Here is a 21932-nt window from a genome sequence, read left to right on the forward strand (position 1 = left end):
CCTGCGCCCGGAAAGTCACGGCTGCCCGCCCGGGAAGCGACGGGACAGCGCCGCCCGGGCCTCGGTGTCCAGCGCGACCTGGGCGGTGGCGAGGTTCTCGGCGAGATGACCGCGTGAACGGGTGCCGGCGATCAGCAGGATGTTCGGCGCCAGGTCGAGCAGCCAGGCGAGGGCGGTCTGCACCGGGGTGGCCCGCAGCCGTTCGGCCACCGCCGTGAGCACCGGGTCGGCCAGCAGCCCGTGCTGTTCGCCGCGCGGCCAGCCCAGCGGGCAGAACGGCACGAACGCGATGCCGCGGTCCGTGCACTCCTGCAGCACGTCGCGCGAGCCCTGGTCCGCCAGGTTGAAGAGGTTCTGGACGCAGACGATCTCCGTCCGGTCCACCGCGCGGAGCAGGTGCGCCCGCGAGATGTTGCTGAGGCCGATCCCGTCGATCAGGCCCTCGTCGCGGGCCCGGACCATCGCCTCCACCTGGGCGTCGAACCTGCTGCCGGGCGCGGCGGACCGGTCGACCATGCGCAGGTTGACCGCGGCCAGGCGGTCGACACCCAGGGTGGCGAGGTTCTCCTCGATGCCCAGGCGGAGCTGGTCCGGCTCGTCGAAGGGCAGGATCGCGCCGTTCTCGTCGCGGCGGGCCGCGACCTTGCTGACCAGGGCCAAGTCGGCCGGGTAGGGGTGCAGCGCCTCGCGGATCAGCTCGTTGACGACGCCGGGCCCGTAGTACTGCGCGGTGTCGATGTGGTTGACGCCACCCGCGACGGCGGCGCGCAGCACCCGCAGTGCCTCGTCGCGGTCGCGCGGCGGCCCGAAGACGTTGTCGCCCGCGAGCTGCATCGCGCCGTAGCCGATCCGGCGCACCTGCCACGGACCGATCCCGAACGACCCTGCGGCGTCCATTCGCTGTGCGGCAGCGGCGGCTCCGGCCTCGGGGGAGCTCATCGGGACCCCTCGCGCAGCGTTCGCATCGCCGTCGACCAGGCCTCGAGCTGGTCGAACAGCCTGACCGTGACGGCGTCGTGGTGCCCGCCGGGCTTGAAGAGCTGGAGGTTCTCGAAGTCCGTGAACAGCGAGAAGCACAACTGGGCGTTGACGTGTGCGAGTTGGACCGCGGTGGCGACACCGCGCAGGTGCTCGACCGCGCGCACGCCGCCGACCGTCCCGTAGGAGACGAAGGCGGCGGCCTTGTTGTTCCACTCCGCGTAGGCGAAGTCGATCGCGTTCTTGAGTACGCCGGGGATGGAGTGGTTGTACTCGGGCGTCACGAAGACGTACCCGTCGTACTCGGCGATCTTGGCGGCCCAGGACTTGGTGTGCTCGCCCTGGTACTGCCCCATCGAGGGCGGCATGGGCTCGTCCATGTAGGGCAGCGGCCAGTCGGCCAGGTCGACCAGCTCGTACTCCGCGCCGGTGCGCGCGCCCGCCCGGTCGACGATCCAGTCGGCGACGGCCTTCCCGTTGCGGCCGGGGCGGGTGGAACCAAGGATCACGGCGATCTTGAGCGTGCTCATGTCGAACGCTCCCTTCGGTGATTCGGCTGAACGGGACGGACTCCTGCGACTCCTACGACTTGAACCTTCAAGTTCGACCCTAGACCGTTCAACTTGAAGCTTCAAGTCATATTTTCGACGAGCTGTCGCGCACAGCACGCGCACATCCCGAGCGTTGCGCGTGATCGGTCCCCTGCGGGATGCTCATGCCAAGCAGTGTCGGGACGAACCATCTGCGCGAACTCGACTCGCTACTGGGCGAATTGGGCACGACTGGGTACGACCGGGTCCGACCGGAAGCAGTGCCGGGCACCTGAGGGGGACGATGGCAACCGAGCAACACAGCGCCGAACAGCAGCGGGTGGAACAGCAGAGCCTGGAGGAGCGCAGTCGGGTCGAGCGCGCCGTGATGTGGGCGCTGCACAACCTCGACGGCCTGGTCGGGTTGGGCGTCGCGGTCGTCGTCGGCCTGCTCGACATCTTCTCCAACAATCTGAGCAGCTCGGTCACCTCGGGCTCGATCCTGCTGGTCCTGGCCTCGTTGGTGTACGCCTCGCTCGCGGAGCGCAAGCGGCGCACCGTGGACATGCGGCGGGCCCTGACCGAGACCCGGCTGGCCATCAGCGACACGGCGATGGTGCGGTCGTTGTCCGGCCCCGACGTCGAGGAGGCGCTGCGCCGTGCGCGCGCCGACACCAAACGCTGGTGGTTCCGCGGTGGCACCGGCACCTACCTCCGGGCCGTGACGCTGCCGGAGTGCGTGCGCGAGGCGCAGCGGACGCGGCGCCCGCTCGAGGTGAAGGTGAACATCATCGACCCCTCCGACGAGGCGGCCTGCCGGACCTATGCGCACTTCCGCCGGACGCACGCGGATCCGCGCGACATCGGCACCGAGCGCGAGTGGACCGAGGACCGGGCCCGCAAGGAGGCCTGTGCGACGGTGCTGGCCGCCTGCTGGTACCGGCAGTGGACCAACGAGATGGAGATCGACGTCTATCTGTCGTCCGTGGCGTCCTCGCTCCGCTTCGACCTCTCCGATTCCTGCCTGGTGATCACCCAGGACGACCCGCGGCGCGTCAGCCTCCGCGTGGACCGGGACCGTGCGCTCTACGACTACTACGTCACCGAGCTCCGGCTCTCCTGCGACCAGGCCCGGCGGCTCGACCTGAAAGCTCCCGAGCAGCTGTCGCAGGAGCCGACCGTGTCCGAGGTCCAGCAGTTCTTCCGCGCCGTCGACCTGCCCCTGCCGATGTCCTGGTCGGACGCGGAGGTACGCGAGATCGTCGACAAGGCCCTGCACCCGGAGAACCCGTACTCCTGACAGCTGCGCACCTGACGGCCGATCAGTCAACGCCACCGGAGCGATGGATGATGGACAGCGGCTCGGACTACCCGACCCTGGAACGGGCGGCGCAGCGCGGCGAGACCGCCTGCCTCCTGGGCTACGCCCGCGCGGCCCTCGAAGCGGTGGTCCAGGGCCGCACCCGACTCCGGGCGGTGGTACACCCGCTGGGCTTCGTCTGCCTCCCGGTACTGCGCGAGGGCGGGGACGGCGTCTGCGTCCACCTGCACGGCGGGTCATCCGGAGGCGGCGGGTCATCGGGGGGTGGCGGCCGACCCGGGACCGGCGCGCTGACGACCTCGGCGATCCACGCGCACAGCTGGGACCTGATCAGCTGCGTACTCTTCGGCGCGATAGGGAACGTACCGGTACGGGTGGTCGACGAGGAGCGCCGGCCGACCCACCGGATCTTCGCCGTGGCCAGCACGCCCGACGGGGTCGACGACCTGCGGCCGACGGCACGTCTGGTGCGCTTCAGCGCCGAGCCGGTGCGGGAGCACGGCCCCGAACAGATCTTCACCATGGCCGCGGGCGAGTTCCACAGCACTGTGGGCGTCTCCGGGGAGTCCGACGGGGCCAGTGCCACCGTCGTGCTCGGCCGGTCCGTCGAGGATGCCGTGGATCTGGCCCTCGGGCCACTGCACGGTCTGCCGCACCGGGTGGAGCGCCGAAGACTGGCTCCGGCCCGGTCGGCTGACATCGCTCGAGGGGTTCTCAGGAGGATGGATGAGTCCGCATCACGCCCCACGGCACGACCCGCTCCCCGTCCTCGGCCCAGACCGGGCCGTCCCGAGCGCGGCCCACGCTCCGGTACCGGAGCCGATCCCGGCACTCCTCCCGGCCTATGCGGATGAGCAGCACACCGCGGTCGCGGCGGCGCGGGCGGCGGGCAGACTGCTGCGCCGACGGCTCGGCAGCGGCTTAGGCGCCTGTGCCGTCCATCCCAAGGGCGACCGCGGCGACGTGGTCACCGATCTGGACCTGGCGGCGGAGGAGCTGATCGTCGCCCGACTCCAGGCCCGGTACCCGGCCGACCGGATCGTCTCCGAGGAGGCGGGCGTCCTCGAGAACGCCGGAACGGACGCCCGAAGGACCTGGCTGGTCGATCCGCTGGACGGCACCAACAACGTCGCGATCGGACTGCCGGTGTGGAGCGTCGGCATCGCCCTGTGCGTGGCGGACAGACCGGTGGTGGGTGTCGTCCACGATCCGGTCCTGGGCCGCACCTGGAGCGCGCGGCTGGGCGGCGGAGCCCAGGGGCCGGACGGACCCATGACCGGCCCTCCCCCGCGTCCGTCCGTGCGAGCTGCCGCCGGACCGCTGCTCGCGTGGACGCAGGGCTACGCCGTCGGCCGGGGCGAGGAGCGCGCGAGCGCGCTCAAGGGGGCGCTGGAGCTGCGGGCACGCCGCCTGCTCCAGCTGTGGGCACCGCTGTCCGCATGGGCGCTGCTCGCCGGCGGCACCATCGACGGCTTCGTGGGCTACCGCAGCGAGTACGTCGACCTACCGGCGGGGCTGCTGCTCGCCCTGGAGGCGGGCGTGGACGTGCGCGGCTTCGACGGCACGCCGTTCGCGGACCGCCTGGGGCCGGGCGCGGAGCTCAGCTTTGTCGCCGGGCGGCGGGAAGTGGTGGACGAGCTGCTGGCGTTGGTCGCTGCGCAGGGGTGAGGTCTTCGATCCCGCAGGTGGTGGCAACTCCCAGGGGCGCGGGGAACTGCGCGACAAGCCACCCACGCAGGTGGCAGGCCGAACCGTCAGGGCCATCCGCACAGGGTGGTTGTTCGCGCGCGCAGTTGATCAAGCAGAGGCCCGCGCCCTGAGTAGTGCAACTGTCTGCTCAGCCCACGGCTGTAAGCGCCAGCGTCGCGGCGGCGACCGTGCCGATCGCCAGCGCTGTGCCGGTGAGCATGAAGGTCCGCAGGGGGATCCGGACGCCGAAGGCGCGGCAGCGTTCGAACCAGAGGAGGATCGCCAGGGAGGCCCACGGGGTGATCACGGGGCCGACGTTGGTGCCGATCAGCAGGCCCAGCAGCTGGAGGTGGTTGGCCGTGGGCACCACCGACTCTCCCGCCAGGTAGACCGGCAGGTTGTTCAGCACGTTCGACAGCCCGCCGCCGACGGCCGAGGCGCGCAGGACCCCGCCGGTGCCGCCGTCGGAACCGATCGCCGCGGCGAGCACCTGGTGCAGGCCGTGCGCGTCGAGCGTCTCGACGACCAGGAACATGCCCGGCACCATGATCAGCAGCCGCCAGGGGATCAGCGAGAGCCGCAGCTCCTGCCGCCGGCGCACCGCGAAAGCCGCCACGACCAGCAGCGCGGCAGCGGTGGAAGCCATCCACAGCGACACCGCGCCGGTCAGCACGGTGACGAGGAATCCCGCCGTGGCCACGGCGCAGATCCGGAACAGGAGAGGGTCTCCTGGCCGGTGGTCCGGCGGCGGGGTGTAGCTCCCGGCGTCCGCGCCTCGTCGGCGGCGGCGCCAGAAGAACCACCACAGCAGCGCCATGGTCACCGCGACCGAGGCCAGTTCGGGCAGCCACATCACCCAGACCAGGCCCAGCGGGGAGAGCGCGACCCGGTTGGCGGCCAGCAGGTTGGTCAGGTTGGACGCGGGCAGCAGCAGGCTGGCGGTGTTGGCCAGCCAGACCGTGGTCATCGCCAGCGGCACCGGCGGGATCCGGACCCGGGTGGCCAGGGCCAGCATGACCGGCGTCAGCAGCACGGCGGTGGTGTCGAGGTTGAGCGCCACCGTGGTCGCCGAGGCGAACAGCACGCAGAGCACGAAGAGCCGTACGTAGCTGCCCCCGCCCCACCGCGCGACGCGGGTGGCGAGGACGTCGAAGACCTCGGCCTTGGAGGTCAGTTCGGCCAGCAGGATGACCGAGGCGAGGAAGCCGAGCAGTGGTGCGATGCGCTGCATCGCGTCCCAGGCGGACGCGTGCGGCAGCAGGCCGGTGACGACGGCCACCAGGCCGCCCGCGAGCAGGCCGAGCGCCAGCCAGTCCAGCGGATGCAGCCGGCCCCGAGGGGTCGGGACGGAACGGCCGGAGGACGGGTCGGGCTTCCGGTCCTCGACATCACCCGGGCCTGGCGTCCCCACGCCCCGAGAATCCGTCACTTCCGCATCCACGTCAACAGATTACGTCACCAATCGCTCACGATCCGCCACCGCGGACGGCGGCCGGATCTACCATTCTCCCATGGCGAACAGTGATTCGGCCCCGTTCGACTTCTTCATCAGCTACTCGCCCGCCGACGAACGGTGGGCGGCCTGGATCGCCTGGACCTTGGAGGAGGCCGGTCACCGCACGCTGCTCCAGGCCTGGGACTTCGTCCCCGGCACCGACTTCATCGACTTCATGGACCGCGGGGTCACCGAGTCGACGGCCGTGATCGCCGTGCTGTCGGACCACTACAAGAACTCGACGTACGGGCGGATGGAGTGGCAGGCCGCGCTGCGCTCCTCACCGCAGCCGCCCAACCCGCGACTACTCACCGTGCGTGTGGCCGACACCACAGTCGAAGGACTGCTCGCCACCATCACCTACATCGACCTGGTCGGCGTGCAGGACGCCGCCGCGGCCAAGGACCTGCTGCTCACCCGGATCGAGAGCACCGTGACCGGCCGGTCCCGGCCCGAGGAGCGACCGCAGTTCCCCGGCGACCCGGCCGGGCCCGGTCTGCCGGGCCTGCCCGACGTCTCCGGCGTCTCCGGTCTCTCCGGCCCGCGCACGGCGTCCATACCGTCGCAGCGCGGACCCTCGCAGCGCAGCCCCTTCGGCGGGCTGGGCTGGGGAGGCCGCCGGCGTCCCACCGTCGCGCCGCGCTATCCGGCCGCGCCGCACACCGCACGTGAGGGCGAGACGCTGACCGTGCTGCATCTGGCCGGTCCCGCCTTCGGGCGGGGTCAGGAGCCGGACACGCTGCGGGCCGCGATCTGGAGCGACCTGGTCGAGCTGACCGACAGCGGCGCGCCCGCACCGGACCTGGTCGTCGTCACCGGAGACCTCACCGCCTCCGGAAGCCCGCGCGAGTGCGAGCAGGCGCTGGACTTCCTCACCAAGCTGCGCTCCCGGCTCGCCCTGGAACCGCAGCGGCTGGCCGTCGTCCCGGGCGGCCACGACGTGAGCCAGGCCGCGTGCCGGGCGTACTTCCACAGCTGCGAGGCGGACGAGATCCATCCGCGTGCGCCGTACTGGCCCAAGTGGCGCCACTACACCCGGCTCTTCCAGGAGCTCTACCAGGGCCTCGACCTGGTCTTCGACGCCGACCAGCCGTGGTCGCTCTTCCCCGTGCCCGACCTGCACACGGTCGTGGCGGGCTTCAACTCCTCGATGGCGTACAGCCATCGGACCGAGGAGCAGTTCGGCAGTCTCGGCAACGAGCAGATCACCTGGTTCGCCCAGGCACTGCGCCCCTACCAGGACGCGGGCTGGCTGCGGATCGGCGCGGTCCGGCATCCGCTGGACCAGGCGCCGCGTCCGCGTCGTGAGGCGCTGCGGGACAGCGACCTGTTCCTGCGCCTGGCCGCGCCGCGGCTCAACCTGCTGCTGCACGGCCCCGACACCGCCCCGGACGCCGGGACGCCGCACCGGATCGCGGTCACCGGTGGCGAGTTGCTGGTGCTCGGCGCGAAGAACCCCGCCGAGCGCCGGCTGATCCAGCTCAGCGCCGACGGCCTGCGCTGCCGCCAGGCCGGATCGGACACCGTCGACCTGTCGGCCCGCTGGAGCCGCGCGGAGACGGCCTTCCCGCCCGCCGGGCACGGCACCGACAGCGCGGCGGGCACGGACGACGGCGACAGCGCCGACGGCGCCGAGGCTGCGGACGACACGCCCGCGACGGAGGCCGGGCCGACCGCGTCGTCCGGGCCGTTCGGCGGCCAGGGTTTCGGCGGCCAGGGTGCGGCGCGGGAGCCGCGGACCGTGGCCGCGCCGGTGGACGAACTGCTGGACCGGATCGCCGAGGTCTGCCGCACCCGCCACGACTCGGTGACGCTGCGTCGGCTGCGCGGCACACCGCCGCAACTGCTGGCCACCTGGCAGGAGTCCGGCTTCGTCCGCCAGGAGCGCATCGCCGCCGTCGTCGGCACCCCGGGTCCGGACCTGGTCGAGGCCTTCGCTGACCAGGTCCGCGCCTCGGGCACGGAGCCGGACGCCGAGCTGGTCCATCTCGGCCCGCCCCCCGCGCCCGAACTGCGGGACCGGGCCCGGCGGTTGGGTGTCCGGATCCGCAGTTTCACCGAGTTCCAGGGGCTGTTGGACCTGCGCGAGTACACCCGTGCGCAGACCGAGCGGCTGCTGCGCGACCTCCGGTACCCGCCCCACCTCTACCTGCCGCAGCGCTACCGGGAGACCGCGCCCGCCGGAGGCGTGGAGTACCCGGACCTGATCGGCGACCTGATCCGGCTGCTCGACACCGACCACGGCCGGTTCCTGCTGCTGCTGGGCGACTTCGGGCACGGAAAGACCTTTGCTCTGCACGAGCTGGCCCGGCGGCTGCCGGAGGAGCTCCCGCACATCACCCCGCTGCTGATCGACCTCGGCACCCTCGACAAGGCCTACACCCTGGACGGGCTGGTCGCCGCCCATCTGGCCGCCCACGGCGTCGACACCATCGAGCTGCGCGCCTTCCGCTACATGCTGCGGCAGGGCCGGATCATCCTGCTCTTCGACGGCTTCGACGAGTTGGTCAACCAGATCAGCTACGACCGCGCCGCGGACCACCTGCAGATCCTGCTCGACGCGGCCACCGACAACGCCAAGATCGTCGTCAGCAGCCGCACCCAGCACTTCAAGTCCCAGGCTCAGGTGCTGACCGCGCTCGGCGAGCGGGTCGGACTGCTGCCGCAGCGACGCGTGATGCAGTTGGAGTCCTTCAACGAGCAGCAGATCCGCCGCTATCTGGAGAACCGCTACGGCGACGCCCAGGCGGCCGACGACCGGATGCGGCTGCTGCACGGCATCCCGGACCTGCTGGCCCTGTGCGGCAACCCGCGCCTGCTCAGCTTCGTCTCCCAGCTGGACGAGGAGCGGCTGCGCGCCGTGGCCGGGGCGGGCCGGGCGCTGAGCGCCGCCGGCCTCTACCAGGAGGTCTTCGACGCCTGGCTGCAGTACGAGCGCGAGCGCGTCAGCGTCCCGGGCGCGCCACCAGGACTGACGATCGATCAGCTCTGGCACGCCGCTTCGGCGCTGGCGGTGCGACTGTGGGAGACCGGCCGGACCTCGCTGCGGATGGACGAACTCACCGACATCGCCGAGATACTGAGCACACTCACCGAGCACCGCCTCTCGGTCCCGCACGCGGCGCATGCGATGGGCTCCGGCACCCTGCTGATCCGCTCGCCCGAGGGAACCTTCCACTTCATCCACCGCTCGGTGGCCGACTGGCTGGTCGCCAGGGAGGCGGCGGCGCGACTGGCGGGCGGCGACCACGAGTTGCTGGAGCACCGGGTGCTCAGCCAGCTGACGGTGGAGTTCCTCTGCGATCTGGCGGATCGTCAGGACTGCCTGACCTGGGCCCAGTCGGTGTTGCGGGACACCGGGACGGACGAGCGGCCCGCTACGGCGACTGCCGCAGCCGACGCTGCCGACCCCGGCGAACGCTCCGCCGTCGCCCGGGCCAACGCCGCCAGGGTGATCAGCCGCCTGCGCATACCCGCCCACACCGATCTGCGCGGCGCGCGGCTCGTCGGCGAGGACCTGTCGCACCGCGACTTCACCGGCGTCGACCTGACCGGGGCCGACCTGTCCGACGCCCGGCTGGACGGCGCCAACTTCAAGGGCGCCCGGCTGCGCGACGCCCGGCTGGTCGGCACCACCATGGACGGCACCCGGCTCACCGACGCCGACCTCACCGGCGCCGACCTGCGCCGCTCCCGCCTCGGCCGCAGCGATCTGAGCGGCGCCCAGCTGACCGGCAGCCGCTGGAACCGCGCGTCGCTGATCGACTGCCGGGCCGACCGCCCGCTGACCGAACTGCCGGAGCTGGCCACGGCCGCGATCAGCCCGGGCATGCCGGTCGAGGTCGGGCTGCGGCCCGCCAAGGTCGGCGTCCCCTACGGCTTCGGCTCGAACGTCGCCCGCCTGCCCGAGCCGCTCACCTACGCGCCCGACGGCGAGTTGCTGGCGATCGGCAACGAGGACGGCAGTGTGCTGGTCTGCGACGCGGGGACCGGTGCCGCGCTGCGCACGCTGTCCGGGCACACCGGCCGGGTCTACTCGGTCAAGTTCCGCCCCACGGTGCTGGCGACGGGCGCCTCCGACGGCACCGTCCGGCTCTGGGACCCGGTCACCGGCGCCTGCCTGCACCGGCTCGACGTGCACCCCGACGGCGTCTGGCCGGTCACCCTGGACCAGTCGGGCACCCTGCTCGCCACCGGCGACCCGACCGGCGCGGTGACGCTGTGGGACGTGGCCACCGGCACCGTCCGGCTCAAGCTGCCCGGCCACGGCAAGCTGACCCTGACCGCCCAGTTCAGCGCGGACGGACGGCTGTTGGCGCTCGGCGACGCCAGCTCCAGGCTGACGGTGTGGGACACCACCGACGGACGACGGCTGGCGAGCCTGGAAGACCACGACGGCACGGTCTACCGGGCCAGGTTCAGCCCAGACGGCCGCCTGCTGGCCACCGGCGACCAGGGCATCGGCGTCTCCCCACGCAGCGGACGCGGACGGAACGGCAACGTCCGGGTCTGGTCCACGGAGGACTGGAGCCTGCTGCACCACTTCACCGGCCACCCCGGCCGCGTCTACACCCTCGACTTCCACCCCTCCGGCACGCTGCTGGCCAGCGGCGACACGGCGGGCAGCGTCCGGGTGTGGGACCTGGTCTCCGGCCGACCGGCGGGGGTGGGGGTCGGCTGCGTCGGCTCCGTCTACCAGGTCAGCTTCTCGCCGGACGGCGGCCTGCTCGCGGCGGGCGACAGCACCGGCCTGGTGCGGACCTGGCAGTCCCCGGAGCCCGTCGGCCCCGGTGTCACCTCCGTCAGCCCGCGCTCCGAGCGAGACCCGGACCTGCCCCCCGACCTGCCGCTCAGCCCGCTCCCGCACCAGCCGCCGCAGCACCGCGGCTCGGTCTGGGTCTGCCGGTTCCGTCCGCCGACCGAGGGCGAACCCGCCGGAGCCGGACCGGTCCTGGTCACGCTCGCCAACGACGGGGCGGTGCGGCTCTGGGACACCGCGACCAGCCGCAGCCGCCGGATCCTCAACGGCCACGGCCGCAAGGTCTTCTCACTCACCTACAGCCCCGACGGCTCCCTGCTCGCCGTCGCGGGCAACGACGGCCGGATCCGGGTGTGGAACACGGCGACCGGTGTGCTCACCTCGACGCTGCGGGGCAACAACGACCAGCTGGTCTCCGCCGTCTTCGGCCCCATCGACGCGCTGCTGGCCACGGCAAGCAACGACGGCGACGTCTACCTGTGGAACGCGGTCACCGGCGAGTTCCAGCGCGAGATCGACGCCGAGACCGACCACACCTGGGCCGAGGCCTTCGACGCGACCGGCGACATCCTGGCCACGGCCAACGACGACGACTCGGTCCAGCTCTGGTACCGGACCACGGGCGCGCGGGTGACGTCGCTCGCCCAGCACCAGGGCCGGGTCCGGTCCATCGCGTTCAGCCCCGACGGCCGCCACGTCGTCACCGGCGCGGACGACCGGCTGGTCCGGGTGTGGGACCTCCAGGGCGAACTCGTCGCCGAACTCGCGGGGCACACCGACCGCGTCTACACCGTGGTCTTCGGGACCTTCGGCAGCGACGACGGCCGCGACGGCGGCGGACCCTCGGGCGAGGTCTCGGCTGGCCACTGGATGGCCAGCGCCTCCTGGGACGGCACCGCCGTCGTCTGGCGCGACGGCGAGCCGGTGCACCGGCTGCGAGGCCACGCCGGGGCGATCTGGACCGCCGCCGCGCACCCGAGTCTCCCGCTGCTGGCCACGGCCGGCGACGACGGGGTGGTCCGCCTCTGGGACGTCCGCACGGGCACACTGCTCCATACCCTCACCGGCCCGGTGGGACGCGTGCTGACGCTCTCCTTCCGCCCCGACGGCGGTCAGTTGGCGGCGGGCGGCGAGGACGGCACGATCCGGCTGTGGTCCGTCGAGCCGGACGCGACGACGGCACCGGTGCCGCAGGCCACGCTGATCGGCGCGGCCGAGGGCTGGGCCATGTTCACCCCGTCGGGACGCTACAAGCATCAGGGGTCCACGGCGGGCGAGTTCTGGCAGGTGATCGGCATGAGCCGGTTCGAGCCCGGCGAGTTGGACCGCCACCTCCCGAGCGCCGCCCAACTCCCGCTGGACCAGCCGCTCTGAGCACGCCGAGGAACGTGGGCACGCAAAAGCCCCGGCCGAGCACGACGGCCGGGGCGGCCCCCGCCCACTGGGCGCGGGCGGGCGTTCCGCATTCCATGCTGCCGAATCCGCCCGGTGGGGCGGTACCTCCGTCCGGTGGCAGGCCCACCGCCGAACGGAGGAACCGGCGACCGACCTGTCCCCGCCTCCTCCGCCGAACGGCGGAGTGATGCGCTTGGACGTGGTGGACTGCTCCGTTCGTTCAGGTGGGTGCGGGTTCGTACGTGTAGCCGACGCCGCGCACGGTCACGAGCAACTCCCGGTGGGCGTCGCCGAGCTTGTGCCGCCAGGCGGGTCATGTGGACGTCTATGGTCCGGCCGTCGCCGACGTCGGGCTGCTGCCACACCGCATGGAGCAACTGCGCCCGCGAGAAGACCTGCTGGGGACGGCCCACCAGGTGGGCCAGCAGGTCGAACTCACGCCGCGTCAACTCCAGCGCCCGGCTCCCGGCCCAGGCCGTCCGGCGGCCCGGGTCGATGACGACGCCGCCGCCGGTGGGCCGGGTCGGGTCGGGGCCGAGGTCAGGCGGCCCGGGCCAGGGGCGGGCGGCTTCCGCTGCGGCGTTGCGGCGGCAGGGACTGCTGCACAGGCCACGGTGGTGACGGGCTCGGACCCGCAGGTAGCTCACGGACACACGGACCTCCTTCTCAGGGCTTCAACAGCCCACGCTGGTAGGCCTTGACGAGGTGCTGCGGCACCAGGTGCTCCTGGCCGTCCACGGTGATCGGGACGAGCTGCGGGACGGTCGCCTTCCACTGGGCCCGGCGGTGCCGGGTGTTGCTACGGGACATCTTGCGCTTGGGCACGGCCATCTGGTCGTTCCTTCGTTCATTGGAAGAGTGGTGACAGATCGTCAGGTAGCGGGTCAGGTCACGGGTCGAGGAGGTCCTCGAAGGCGTCGGGCAGCGCCTTCCAGCCGGACTCGCCGGCGCCCAACTCCTCGTCGCTGAGCAGGCAGGAGTCGAGCAGCTCGACAATGCCCTCGGCGTCGAGCCCGGCGGCTGTGAAGACCAGCTGCTGGATCCGGTCCCCGTACGTGGGATGCCACTCCAGCGCGGCTGTCGCGCGGCGCTGCGGCGGATACAGCTCCCATTGGTCGTCGTCGAGAGCCGCCAGCCAGGGGCCGCGCTCCTCCATGGGGACCAGCGCCGCACCTCGGCGTGCAGCCCGGCTACCACCACGACCGGGAGCAGGGCACCGCCGTCCCTGGGCGCTCGCGCCGTCGAGTCCCCCGTCACCAGCTGGACTTCCGCACGCCCGGCAGCTGGCCCGCGTGGGCCATGGTGCGCAGGTTGATCCGGGACAGGCCGAACGCCCCCTGGTAGCCGCGCGGGCGGCCGTCCACGGCGTCGCGGTTGCGGACGCGCGTGGCGCTCGCGTCGCGGGGCTGCCGCGCCAACTCGCGCTGGGCGGCGGCGCGCTCGTCCTCGCTGCTGCGCGGGGAGGCGATGATCTTCTTCAGCTCCGTCCGGCGCTCGGCGTAGCGGGCGACGATCACGCGGCGCTGCTCGTTCTTGGCGATCTTGCTTGCCTTGGCCATCAGACGCGCACCCCCTGGGAGCGAAGGCGGGCGACGGCCTTCTCGATGCCGATCTTGTCGACGGTCTTGATGCCCTTGGTGCTCAGCGTGAGCCGGACGAACCGGCTCTCGCTCGGCAGCCAGTAGCGCTTGTGCTGGATGTTGGGGTCGAAACGGCGCTTGGTGCGCCGGTGCGAGTGCGAGATCGAGTGACCGAAGCCGGGCTTGCGGCCGGTCAACTGGCAGTGGGCGGACACGGTGGGTCTCCCCGGAGCTGGCGTGGCGGACAGGACCGAGCACCCGGTCGACGGCGGGAATACGCGACGGCGGGCGGGCGTTCTGACGGTACACTAAATGAAAATGACTTCCATTTCACTCCGATGGACAGCCCACCGGAGTGACACCGAGAGATCCGGAGTGAGCCGGACCGGTCCGGAGTGATCCGGACAGGCACCGGCCACCGTCCCCGACTGGAGAACCGCCGACCATGGCACGCAACGAACTCCGCCCGATCATCAAGCTCCGTTCCACCGCCGGAACCGGCTACACCTACGTCACCCGCAAGAACCGCCGCAACGACCCCGACCGCGTGGTCCTGCGCAAGTACGACCCGGTCCTCGGCCGCCACACCGAGTTCCGCGAGGAGCGCTGAGCGCGAGCCGGAACGTCCCGTCACCACCCGGCAACCCGCAACGCGCCACCACCCAGCAGCCCGCTACTGAGAGGCACAGCCCCATAAAGCCCGGAATCCACCCCGCCTACCGCCCCGTCGTCTTCCGCGACCGCGCGGGCGACGTCGCGTTCCTGACCCGCTCCACGATCGCGAGCACCAAGACCGTCGAGTGGGAGGACGGCAACGCCTACCCCGTCGTCGACGTCGAGATCTCGTCGGCGAGCCACCCCTTCTACACCGGCAACGCCCGCGTGATGGACACCGCCGGTCGCGTCGAGCGCTTCGAGCGCCGCTACGGGCGCAGGTGAACCTCACCAAACCGTGATGCTTCGGCGCCCACCGAAGCATCACGGCCCTGCCGTCGGGCGCATGGACACCCTGTCACCTGCGCAGTTGCACTGAAGCTGCCGAGGCCGCCCGTCACTTGATCACGTCGAGCAGCGTGATCCCCAACCACGGGCCGCCGTACCAGTAGGCCGGACCGAGCGGGCGCAGCGTCGCCTGCGCCAGGTGCGCGTGCCGCAGGTGCTCGGCGTACTTCCTGGCCATCGGCCAGAAGTCCGCGACCAGCAGCCGACCGCCGGGACGGAGCACGCGCACGGCCTCGTCGAGCGCGCGGTACCGGTCTTCGTCCGCCGGGATGTTGTGGATCACCAGCGCGCTCGTCACGACGTCGAAGGAGGCGTCCGCGAAAGGCAGGGCGGTGATGTCGGCGGTGTGCACCTCGACCCGGTCCAGGACCCCGGCCGCGGACGCGTTGGCACGGGTGGCGTCGGGGGTGTTGCCGCTCTGGTCCTTGCCCAGCCACAGGTCCGCGCCGACGGCGCGCCCCTCGGGCAGCCGCCGGGCCGCGGCGATCAGCACCGCGCCACGGCCGCAGCCGAGGTCCAGCAGCTGCTCGTGGCCCTTCAGCCCGATCCGGTCCAGTTCCCTTTCCCAGACGCGCAGTTTGCCGCACAGCGTGGTGTGCAGGTAGACGCCGGTGCTGGCGAGCAGCACCGCGCCGGTGGCAGCCGTCACGGCGCGTCCCTTGCGCCACCGCGTGGCGGCCAGGAGGGACGCGGTGCCGAGGGCGGCGATCGCGGCGGGGAAGGCGGGCGCGTCGACGCCGTAGCGTGGCCGGTCGAGGCGCGGCAGTGGCGGGTCGTTCAGCTTTTCGTTCTCGGGCACAGTCTCGTTCTCGGACATGCCCGCAGTGTCACCGGCCCGGCGGTCGGCCGTCTTGGAGAAATGTTCCTCCCACCTGCCAGCCGGGCATCGTTGATGATCCGTCAGCAACCGCGCAGGTAGCCGGGAGCAGCCCAGGCGATGTCGTCGACCGCGAGCCAGGGGGCGACCGCGACCGCCCTGGGCGTCGCCCCGGCGAAGGCCATGACGTCGCGGTGGAGGTGCGACTGGTCGACGTAACCGATCTCCGCCGCGACCCGTGCCGCGGCGTGCCCGGCGGCCAGGTGGTGCGCGGCGTGGTCGAAACGCACCAACTGCGCGGCCCGCTTGGGATTGACGCCGAGCTGCGACCGGAACCGGGACCAGAGACGCTTGCGACTCCAGCCGACCTCGTCCGCCAGCCGGTCGACGCGTACCGCTCCTTGGTGCCTCACGATCTGCCGCCAGCAGTGGGCGACTTCCGGATCGACGATGCGGCCCTCCCCGCACCGCTGTGCGAGCGCGGCCTCCGCGATCCCGAACCGCTCCTCCCAGGTGCCTGCGGCGCACAGTCGCTCCCGCAGGCGTGCGGCCTCCCGCCCCCAGAGGTCGTCGAGGGACACCACGCTCCCGCCCGACTCCGCCGAGGCGCCACCCAGCACCGCGTGGGCCAGCAGGGGCGACAGCCGCAGTTGGAGGCAGGCGACATCGCGCCCGAGGCCCCGCACACCGTCGGCGGCCATGCCGATGACGGCGCTGTCGTGCTGCTCGCGCCCCCCGGAGTCGACGACGGCGAGCGTCCCGGCACCGACGTCGAAGGCCAGCGTGACGGCCGGGTAAGGGACCACGGCCAGGTCGACGCGATCCGCGGTCCGCGCCCGGAACCCGGCCATGCCGACCCCGCGCAACCGGCCTGGCCGCGACGGCGTTGCGATGTCCCACACGTCCACGGCGTCCTGCGCCGACTCGACGGCTCGCATACCGAACAGGCTACGCGCCGCGGCACTGCCGGACGCGTGTACCCACGAGCGGACATTCGTCCAAGACCCGGACCCCGAACCCGACGACGCTGAGCGCAGGACCGTGCCCAGGACTGTGTTCAAGACCGGGCACGCACCGCTCCGTTCGGGAGAGGACCAGCACTCATGCCCCACCCGTCGATCGACCCGTTCACACCCGCCGTCGAACTCGCCGAGGCCATCCGCCGCAAGGAGGTGAGCCCGGTCGAGGTGGCCGACTGCTACCTCGACCGGATCGACGCGCTCGACCCCGCGCTGAACGCCTTCTGCCACCGCGCCGACGACGACGTCCGCAAGGCGGCTGCAGCGGCGGCTGACTCCGTGGCGCGGGCGGACTCCGCCGAGGACCTCCCGCCGTTCCTCGGCGTGCCGCTGCCGATCAAGGACCTTCTCGACGTGGCGGGTTGGCCCACCAGCTACGGATCGGCCGGAGCGCACCGGCGCCCGGCCACGGCGTCCGACCTGGTGGTGCGGCGGTTCGTGGACGCCGGCTTCGTCCTGCTCGGCAAGACCACCACCTCCGAGTTCGGCGCCGTGCCCTTCACCGAGAGCGAGGCCCTGGGCGTCACGCGCAACCCCTGGGCCCCGGACCGGTCGCCGGGCGGCTCGTCGAGCGGAGCGGGCGTGGCCGTCGCCGCCGGGATGGCGCCCCTCGCCCACGCCGAGGACGGCGGTGGGTCGATCCGCATCCCCGCGTCCTGCACCGGCCTGGTCGGGCTGAAGGCCACCCGCGGGCTGGTGCCCCGGACCACCGTGGTCGGCGAGGGCCTGGCGGTCAGCGGCGTGGTCACCCGCACGGTGACGGACAGCGCCGCCCTCCTCGACGTGCTGGCCTGCCACGACCCGGGCGCCTGGTGGTCACCACCGGATCGGCGGACGCCGTACACCGCCACGGTGCGGCAGGGGCCGCCGACCGGGCTGCGGATCGGTGCGCTCACCGACTCCCCGGTCGAGGGAGTCCCCGTGGATCCGGCGTGCGCGGCGGCCGTCCACGCGACGCTCCGCGCCCTCGAATCCCTCGGTCACCACGTCGTCGACGCCCGACTCCCGCTGCCGCCGACCGAGGAGTTGCTCGGGGCGTTCACGACCCTCTGGAACTGCGGCGCCGCGGGCGTCCCGCTCGCCGATCCGGACCGCATCGAGCCGCACAACCGCGCGCTGCGGGAGGCGGCCCGGTCGATCGACTCGTGGACCTACGCGGAAGCGGTGTTGACGACCCAACAGCTGTCCCGGCGCATCGTCGAGGGGTTCCTGGCCGGGTTCGATCTCCTGGTCACGCCGACCATGGCCTGCCTGCCGCCGCGCATCGGCGCCTGGCGGGCCGGTACCGACGACGACCCGCTCCGGGCGCTGCACAACAGCTACCCGATGGGGGTGTTCACCTCGGTGTTCAACGTGACCGGACAGCCGGCCATCTCGCTGCCGCTCCACCACGACGACGCCACGGGGCTCCCCGTCGGCGTCCAACTCGTGGGCGCACCCTGGCGCGAGGACCTGCTGCTCCAGGTGTCCGGGACGCTGGAGGCCGCGCTCCCCTGGGCCGGTCGCCGTCCGGCTCTGGCCGTCACCGGCTGACCACCGGGGCGGAGCGGGTCAGAGCGGGTCAGAGCAGGGCAAGCCCGGCGGATCAGGTCAGGGAGCGCAGCGCCGCCGCGGCCTCGTCGACACAGGCGGCGAAGGTCGGCGGCTCGTCGGCCGCGACCCAGTGGGCGAAGGCGACGTGGAAGACCGTCACCGCGCTGTGGGCGGCGAGGCTCGCGACCGGCTCGGCCACACCGCGTTCGTGCAGGGCGTCGGTGGCCGTCTCGGTCAGGGTCGCGAGCTTGAGCAGTTCGCGCTCCTGGAGCCCGGGGTTGGCCGCGATGATCCCGCTGCGGCGGACGGCGTGCTCGCGCCGGTCCTCCAGCAGGCCGCCGCCCGCGACCATGCCGGCGAGCGCCGCCTCCAGCGGAGTGAACCTCTCCGGCGCGTCGAGGATCGCGTCGCGCGCGGTCTGCACCATGATCGGCGATCCGTCGAACAGGACCTCGCGTTTGTCCGCGAAGTGCCGGAAGAACGTGCGCTCGGTGACCCCGGCGCGCTCGGCGATGTCACCGGCGGTGGTCTGCTCGAAACCACGCTCGGCGAAGAGTTCCATCGCGGCGCCGATCATCCGTCCCCGCGCGTCCGGTTGCCATCTCCCCATGCGGGAAGTCTAGCGGCCCGGCGAATCGCATGACAGTCGCTGACATCGGTGCTACCGTTGACGACAGTCACTGACATCGCAGTGGCATTCCAGTGGAAGGAAGTCCGCCATGCGCGTCTTCGTCACCGGTGCCTCCGGCTGGATCGGCTCCGCCGTCACCGACGAACTCCTCTCCCAGGGCCACAAGGTCGTCGGCCTGGCCCGCTCGGACGAGGCCGCGGCCGCCCTCGACGCCAAGGGCGCCGTCGCCCACCGCGGCAGCCTCGACGACCTCGACAGCCTCGCCGCCGCGGCCGAGGCGGCCGACGGGGTCATCCACCTGGCCTTCAAGCACGACTTCTCCGACTACGTCGGGGCGGGCCACAGCGAGCACGCCGCCGTCCTGCGGATGCTCGACGTCCTGGAGGGCAGCGACCGGCCGTTCCTGGTGGCCTCCGGCCTCGCCACCGGCGTCACCGGGCGTGCCGTGACGGAGGAGGACGCATCGCCGTTCCACGGCGCCGACTCCATGCGCGGCGGCAGCGAGAACCTCGCGCTCTCCTACGCCGAGCGCGGCGTCCGCCCGGTGGCGCTGCGCTTCGCGCCGACCGTCCACGGCATGCGCGACCACGGCTTCACCGCGCAGCTGACGAAGATCGCCAGGGAGCGCGGGGCCGCCGGCTACATAGGCGACGGCTCGACGCACTGGGCGGCGGTCCACCGCTCGGACGCGGCCCGCATGGTCCGGCTCGGGCTGGAGAAGGCCCCGGCCGGGGCGCGACTGCACGCCGTGGCGGAGAGCGGCCTGCCCTCCCGCGAGATCGCCGCCGCGATCGGCGACCAGCTCGGCGTGCCCACGGTCTCGGTCGCCCCGGAGGAGGCAGACGCCCACTTCGGCTGGATCGGGCGGTTCTTCGGGATGGACATCGTCGCATCCAGCGCCCACACCCGGGAGTTGCTCGACTGGACGCCCACCGGCCCGACGCTCTTCGAGGACATCGCTGCCGGGGCCTACGCCCTGACTCAGTGAGCCGCCACGGCTCTTGACGGTCAGTGAGGTGGTCGATACGGTTCCCGCGATTCAGTTAGGAACCTTTACTACTTAACTGACCGTCCTCAGGAGCCCCCATGGGAATTCGACCGGGACGCGGTCCCCTGACCGCTTCAACCGCCGGCGCCGGCCTCCTCCTGGCACTGGTCGCGCCCACCACGGCCGCCCACGCCAGCACCGCCGCGCAACTGCGCATCGACCAGGTCGGCTATCTGCCGACGGACACGAAGATCGCGTACCTGATGACGGGCGCCACGGTCTCCGGCGAGCACTGGAAGGTGGTCGATGCCGCGGGCTCGACGGTGGCCGGCGGCACGGTGACCACCACCAGCCGCGGTTCGTGGAACTCGGCCTACCGGGACGTCTATCCGATCGACTTCTCCAAGGTGACCGCGGACGGCAGCTACCGCGTGGTCGTCAGCGGCGCGGTGGGCGCCTCGTCCGACACCTTCCGGGTGGAGAGCGCCGCCGCGCTCTACGGCTCCCTGGTGACCGACGGGGTGACGTTCTATCAGAACCACCGCGACGGCAAGGACGTGATCTCCGGCGCCCTCAACCGGAAGCCGTCGCACCTGAACGACGCGAGTGCGACGGTCTACCGGACCCCGGCCTTCATCCCCAACAGCGACGGCGGCACCGGGGACCAGATCAGCGGCAACCTGGTGCCGATCGCGGGCGCACCCAGGATCGACGTCGAGGGCGGCTGGTTCGACGCGGGCGACTACCTCAAGTTCACCTTCACCGCCGCCTACGCCGACGACCTGCTCTACTCCTCCGCCCTCGCGCTCGGCCACACCGCTCCCGCCTCGCTCACCGCCGAGGCCGCGTACGGCTCGTCGTGGCTGAATCGCATGTGGAACCCGTCGACGAAGACGCTCTACCTCCAGGTCGGCATCGGCGCGGGCAACGAGACGACGTACTACGGCGACCACGACCTGTGGCGACTGCCGCAGGCGGACGACTCGGACACGGCCAAGACGGACTACTACGCCGCCGCGCACCGCCCGGTCTTCGAGGCCGCCGCTCCGGGCGGGAGGATCGACCCGGACGTGGTCGGCCGCGTCGCCGCCGCGTTCGCCCTGGCCGCCCGGTCCGACGCCGCTGCCGGGAACACCTCGGGCGCCAGGACCGAACTGGCCGACGCCACCTCGCTCTACGCGATGGCGAACACCAGCCCCTCGGGCACTCTGGAGTCCGCGCTGCCCTCGGCCTACTACCCCGAGACGATCTGGCACGACGCCATGGAGCTGGGCGCAACGGAGATCGCCCGTGCCCAGCAGGCCCTCGGCGACCCGGGCTCCACCTCGCTGCCCTATCTGAAGCAGGCGGCGACCTGGGCATCCGACTACATCGCCCACGACTCGGGCAAGGACACACTCAACCTCTACGACGTCAGCGCCCTCGCCCATGCCGACCTCGCCGCGGCGATCACCAGCACCGGGAGTCCGTCCGGACTGGCCGTCACCAAGGCGGCGCTGATCGCCAATCTGAAGTCCCAGGTCGCCTCGGCGGCCAAGACCTCCGCGGCCGACATCTTCCGCGAGGGCGGCGACTACGCCAACTTCGACGTCGACTCGCACACCTTCGGCTTCATCTCCGCCGAGGCGCTCTACCAGCAGGCCAGCGGGGACACCGAGTTCGCCGCCTTCGCGGGCGAGCAGCGCGACTGGCTGCTCGGCGGCAACGCCTGGGGCACCAGCTTCATGGTCGGCGAGGGCACGACGTTCCCCGACTGCATGGGCTCACAGATACCCAACCTGTCCGGCTCCACCGACGGCCGCAGCCCGATCGACAGCGGCGCCGTCGTCAACGGCCCCAACGGGACGGACAACTTCAGCGGCGGCCTCGGATCGCTCCAATCCGGCATGAAGTCCTGCGAGCGGGACGGCTTCACCGCCTTCACCGGTCATGGCGGCGAGTACGTCGACGACGTCCGCTCCTGGCAGTCCAGCGAGCCCGCGCTCGACATGACCGGCAGCGCGATCCTCGCCGGAGCGCTCCAGGAGTCGCTCGGCTGACCACGGGACGACCCCACCGGCCGACGATGGCAGGCGGCGGGCCGCCAGCAGCGTTGATCTGACCGTCCGACAGCAGACCGCGAACCGCGAACCCCGAACTCCCCTGCCCTGCATCCCCGTAGTACTTCCGGACTACGCCGCAGGAGCGCTCCGCAG

General features: G+C 72.2%; 20 protein-coding genes. 9 read left to right on the forward strand and 11 right to left on the reverse strand.

Going from position 1 to position 21932, the window contains the following annotated elements; translation table 11 throughout:
• Positions 1-15: 15 nt before the first annotated feature.
• Positions 16-939 carry an oxidoreductase gene (locus ABH940_RS29145; RefSeq protein ID WP_370071701.1) on the reverse strand — a complete coding sequence of 308 codons (924 nt, stop codon included), beginning with the start codon at positions 937-939 and terminating at the stop codon, positions 16-18.
• The gene (locus ABH940_RS29150; RefSeq protein ID WP_370106618.1) at positions 936-1508 is read right to left on the reverse strand and encodes an NADPH-dependent FMN reductase; all 573 of its coding nucleotides are present in this window, start codon (positions 1506-1508) and stop codon (positions 936-938) included. Before ABH940_RS29150 ends, ABH940_RS29145 begins: the two co-directional genes overlap by 4 nt.
• Before the next feature lie 304 nt (positions 1509-1812).
• On the opposite strand from ABH940_RS29150, the gene ABH940_RS29155 reads away from it, so the two are divergent.
• Genes ABH940_RS29155 through ABH940_RS29165 form a run of 3 tightly spaced genes read left to right on the forward strand, consistent with a single transcriptional unit; the run spans position 1813 to position 4497 of the window.
• On the forward strand, positions 1813-2808 hold the full coding sequence (locus ABH940_RS29155) for a hypothetical protein (RefSeq protein WP_370106619.1): 996 nt from the start codon (positions 1813-1815) through the stop codon (positions 2806-2808).
• Between the two features lie 47 nt (positions 2809-2855).
• Positions 2856-3683, forward strand: a complete 828-nt coding sequence (locus ABH940_RS29160; RefSeq protein ID WP_370106620.1) for a hypothetical protein — start codon at positions 2856-2858, stop codon at positions 3681-3683.
• On the forward strand, positions 3652-4497 hold the full coding sequence (locus ABH940_RS29165) for an inositol monophosphatase (protein WP_370071756.1): 846 nt from the start codon (positions 3652-3654) through the stop codon (positions 4495-4497). The genes ABH940_RS29160 and ABH940_RS29165 overlap by 32 nt, the downstream gene beginning before the upstream one ends.
• Before the next feature lie 169 nt (positions 4498-4666).
• On the opposite strand, the gene ABH940_RS29170 is transcribed toward ABH940_RS29165, so the two are convergent.
• Positions 4667-5836, reverse strand: a complete 1170-nt coding sequence (locus ABH940_RS29170) for an SLC13 family permease (protein ID WP_370071755.1) — start codon at positions 5834-5836, stop codon at positions 4667-4669.
• A 193-nt stretch (positions 5837-6029) separates the two neighbouring features.
• Here ABH940_RS29170 and ABH940_RS29175 point away from each other — a divergent pair, with 193 nt between their 5' ends.
• Complete coding sequence (locus tag ABH940_RS29175; protein ID WP_370071698.1) at positions 6030-12146, forward strand: TIR domain-containing protein; 6117 nt, start codon at positions 6030-6032, stop codon at positions 12144-12146.
• Here ABH940_RS29175 and ABH940_RS29180 read toward each other — a convergent pair.
• From ABH940_RS29180 to rpmB, 5 genes are all read right to left on the reverse strand, one after another.
• On the reverse strand, positions 12029-12820 hold the full coding sequence (locus tag ABH940_RS29180; protein ID WP_370106621.1) for a winged helix-turn-helix domain-containing protein: 792 nt from the start codon (positions 12818-12820) through the stop codon (positions 12029-12031). The two genes, ABH940_RS29175 and ABH940_RS29180, sit on opposite strands and share 118 nt — an antisense overlap.
• Before the next feature lie 13 nt (positions 12821-12833).
• Positions 12834-12998 (reverse strand): 50S ribosomal protein L32, encoded by a 165-nt coding sequence (rpmF, locus tag ABH940_RS29185; RefSeq protein WP_370071697.1) that lies wholly within the window; start codon positions 12996-12998, stop codon positions 12834-12836.
• 58 nt (positions 12999-13056) lie between these two features.
• On the reverse strand, positions 13057-13323 hold the full coding sequence (locus ABH940_RS29190) for a GTP-binding protein (protein WP_370106622.1): 267 nt from the start codon (positions 13321-13323) through the stop codon (positions 13057-13059).
• Positions 13324-13420: 97 nt separating this feature from the next.
• The gene (gene rpsN, locus ABH940_RS29195) at positions 13421-13726 is read right to left on the reverse strand and encodes a 30S ribosomal protein S14 (protein ID WP_370106623.1); all 306 of its coding nucleotides are present in this window, start codon (positions 13724-13726) and stop codon (positions 13421-13423) included.
• Positions 13726-13962 (reverse strand): 50S ribosomal protein L28, encoded by a 237-nt coding sequence (rpmB, locus tag ABH940_RS29200; RefSeq protein WP_370106624.1) that lies wholly within the window; start codon positions 13960-13962, stop codon positions 13726-13728. The genes rpsN and rpmB overlap by 1 nt, the downstream gene beginning before the upstream one ends.
• A 230-nt stretch (positions 13963-14192) precedes the next feature.
• Between rpmB and rpmG the strand changes: the two genes are divergently transcribed.
• Both rpmG and ABH940_RS29210 read left to right on the forward strand, forming a co-directional pair.
• Positions 14193-14357, forward strand: coding sequence for a 50S ribosomal protein L33 (gene rpmG, locus ABH940_RS29205; RefSeq protein ID WP_370071693.1), 165 nt, complete (start codon positions 14193-14195; stop codon positions 14355-14357).
• Between the two features lie 83 nt (positions 14358-14440).
• Positions 14441-14686 carry a type B 50S ribosomal protein L31 gene (locus ABH940_RS29210; protein ID WP_370106643.1) on the forward strand — a complete coding sequence of 82 codons (246 nt, stop codon included), beginning with the start codon at positions 14441-14443 and terminating at the stop codon, positions 14684-14686.
• Between the two features lie 112 nt (positions 14687-14798).
• Here the strand turns inward: ABH940_RS29210 and ABH940_RS29215 are convergent, their stop codons facing one another.
• Both ABH940_RS29215 and ABH940_RS29220 read right to left on the reverse strand, forming a co-directional pair.
• Positions 14799-15566 (reverse strand): class I SAM-dependent methyltransferase, encoded by a 768-nt coding sequence (locus ABH940_RS29215; RefSeq protein WP_370106625.1) that lies wholly within the window; start codon positions 15564-15566, stop codon positions 14799-14801.
• 83 nt (positions 15567-15649) lie between these two features.
• Entirely contained in the window at positions 15650-16504 is an 855-nt protein-coding gene (locus ABH940_RS29220) for a helix-turn-helix domain-containing protein (protein ID WP_370071690.1), read from the reverse strand.
• Positions 16505-16669: 165 nt separating this feature from the next.
• Between ABH940_RS29220 and ABH940_RS29225 the strand changes: the two genes are divergently transcribed.
• Positions 16670-18118, forward strand: a complete 1449-nt coding sequence (locus ABH940_RS29225) for an amidase (protein ID WP_370106626.1) — start codon at positions 16670-16672, stop codon at positions 18116-18118.
• Positions 18119-18170: 52 nt separating this feature from the next.
• On the opposite strand, the gene ABH940_RS29230 is transcribed toward ABH940_RS29225, so the two are convergent.
• Entirely contained in the window at positions 18171-18728 is a 558-nt protein-coding gene (locus ABH940_RS29230) for a TetR family transcriptional regulator (protein ID WP_370071688.1), read from the reverse strand.
• A gap of 109 nt (positions 18729-18837) precedes the next feature.
• On the opposite strand from ABH940_RS29230, the gene ABH940_RS29235 reads away from it, so the two are divergent.
• A complete protein-coding gene (locus ABH940_RS29235; RefSeq protein ID WP_370106627.1) occupies positions 18838-19737 on the forward strand; it encodes an SDR family oxidoreductase in 900 nt (299 codons plus the stop codon).
• A gap of 98 nt (positions 19738-19835) precedes the next feature.
• The gene (locus tag ABH940_RS29240) at positions 19836-21776 is read left to right on the forward strand and encodes a glycoside hydrolase family 9 protein (RefSeq protein WP_370106628.1); all 1941 of its coding nucleotides are present in this window, start codon (positions 19836-19838) and stop codon (positions 21774-21776) included.
• Positions 21777-21932 lie beyond the last annotated feature (156 nt).

The sequence above is a fragment of the Streptacidiphilus sp. BW17 genome, assembly GCF_041262485.1.
In the GTDB taxonomy this organism is placed as follows: Bacteria; Actinomycetota; Actinomycetes; order Streptomycetales; family Streptomycetaceae; genus Streptacidiphilus.

Excerpts from the sequence above, each read along its gene's own strand:
- ABH940_RS29220 (WP_370071690.1), bottom strand. The coding sequence starts at position 16,504 with ATGCGAGCCGTCGAGTCGGCGCAGGACGCCGTGGACGTGTGGGACATC.
- ABH940_RS29155 (WP_370106619.1), top strand. The coding sequence starts at position 1,813 with ATGGCAACCGAGCAACACAGCGCCGAACAGCAGCGGGTGGAACAGCAG.
- ABH940_RS29150 (WP_370106618.1), bottom strand. The coding sequence starts at position 1,508 with ATGAGCACGCTCAAGATCGCCGTGATCCTTGGTTCCACCCGCCCCGGC.
- ABH940_RS29240 (WP_370106628.1), top strand. The coding sequence starts at position 19,836 with ATGGGAATTCGACCGGGACGCGGTCCCCTGACCGCTTCAACCGCCGGC.
- ABH940_RS29160 (WP_370106620.1), top strand. The coding sequence starts at position 2,856 with ATGATGGACAGCGGCTCGGACTACCCGACCCTGGAACGGGCGGCGCAG.
- rpmG (WP_370071693.1), top strand. The coding sequence starts at position 14,193 with ATGGCACGCAACGAACTCCGCCCGATCATCAAGCTCCGTTCCACCGCC.
- rpsN (WP_370106623.1), bottom strand. The coding sequence starts at position 13,726 with ATGGCCAAGGCAAGCAAGATCGCCAAGAACGAGCAGCGCCGCGTGATC.
- ABH940_RS29145 (WP_370071701.1), bottom strand. The coding sequence starts at position 939 with ATGAGCTCCCCCGAGGCCGGAGCCGCCGCTGCCGCACAGCGAATGGAC.
- ABH940_RS29215 (WP_370106625.1), bottom strand. The coding sequence starts at position 15,566 with ATGTCCGAGAACGAGACTGTGCCCGAGAACGAAAAGCTGAACGACCCG.
- ABH940_RS29230 (WP_370071688.1), bottom strand. The coding sequence starts at position 18,728 with ATGGGGAGATGGCAACCGGACGCGCGGGGACGGATGATCGGCGCCGCG.
- rpmF (WP_370071697.1), bottom strand. The coding sequence starts at position 12,998 with ATGGCCGTGCCCAAGCGCAAGATGTCCCGTAGCAACACCCGGCACCGC.
- ABH940_RS29225 (WP_370106626.1), top strand. The coding sequence starts at position 16,670 with ATGCCCCACCCGTCGATCGACCCGTTCACACCCGCCGTCGAACTCGCC.
- ABH940_RS29235 (WP_370106627.1), top strand. The coding sequence starts at position 18,838 with ATGCGCGTCTTCGTCACCGGTGCCTCCGGCTGGATCGGCTCCGCCGTC.
- ABH940_RS29175 (WP_370071698.1), top strand. The coding sequence starts at position 6,030 with ATGGCGAACAGTGATTCGGCCCCGTTCGACTTCTTCATCAGCTACTCG.
- ABH940_RS29190 (WP_370106622.1), bottom strand. The coding sequence starts at position 13,323 with ATGGAGGAGCGCGGCCCCTGGCTGGCGGCTCTCGACGACGACCAATGG.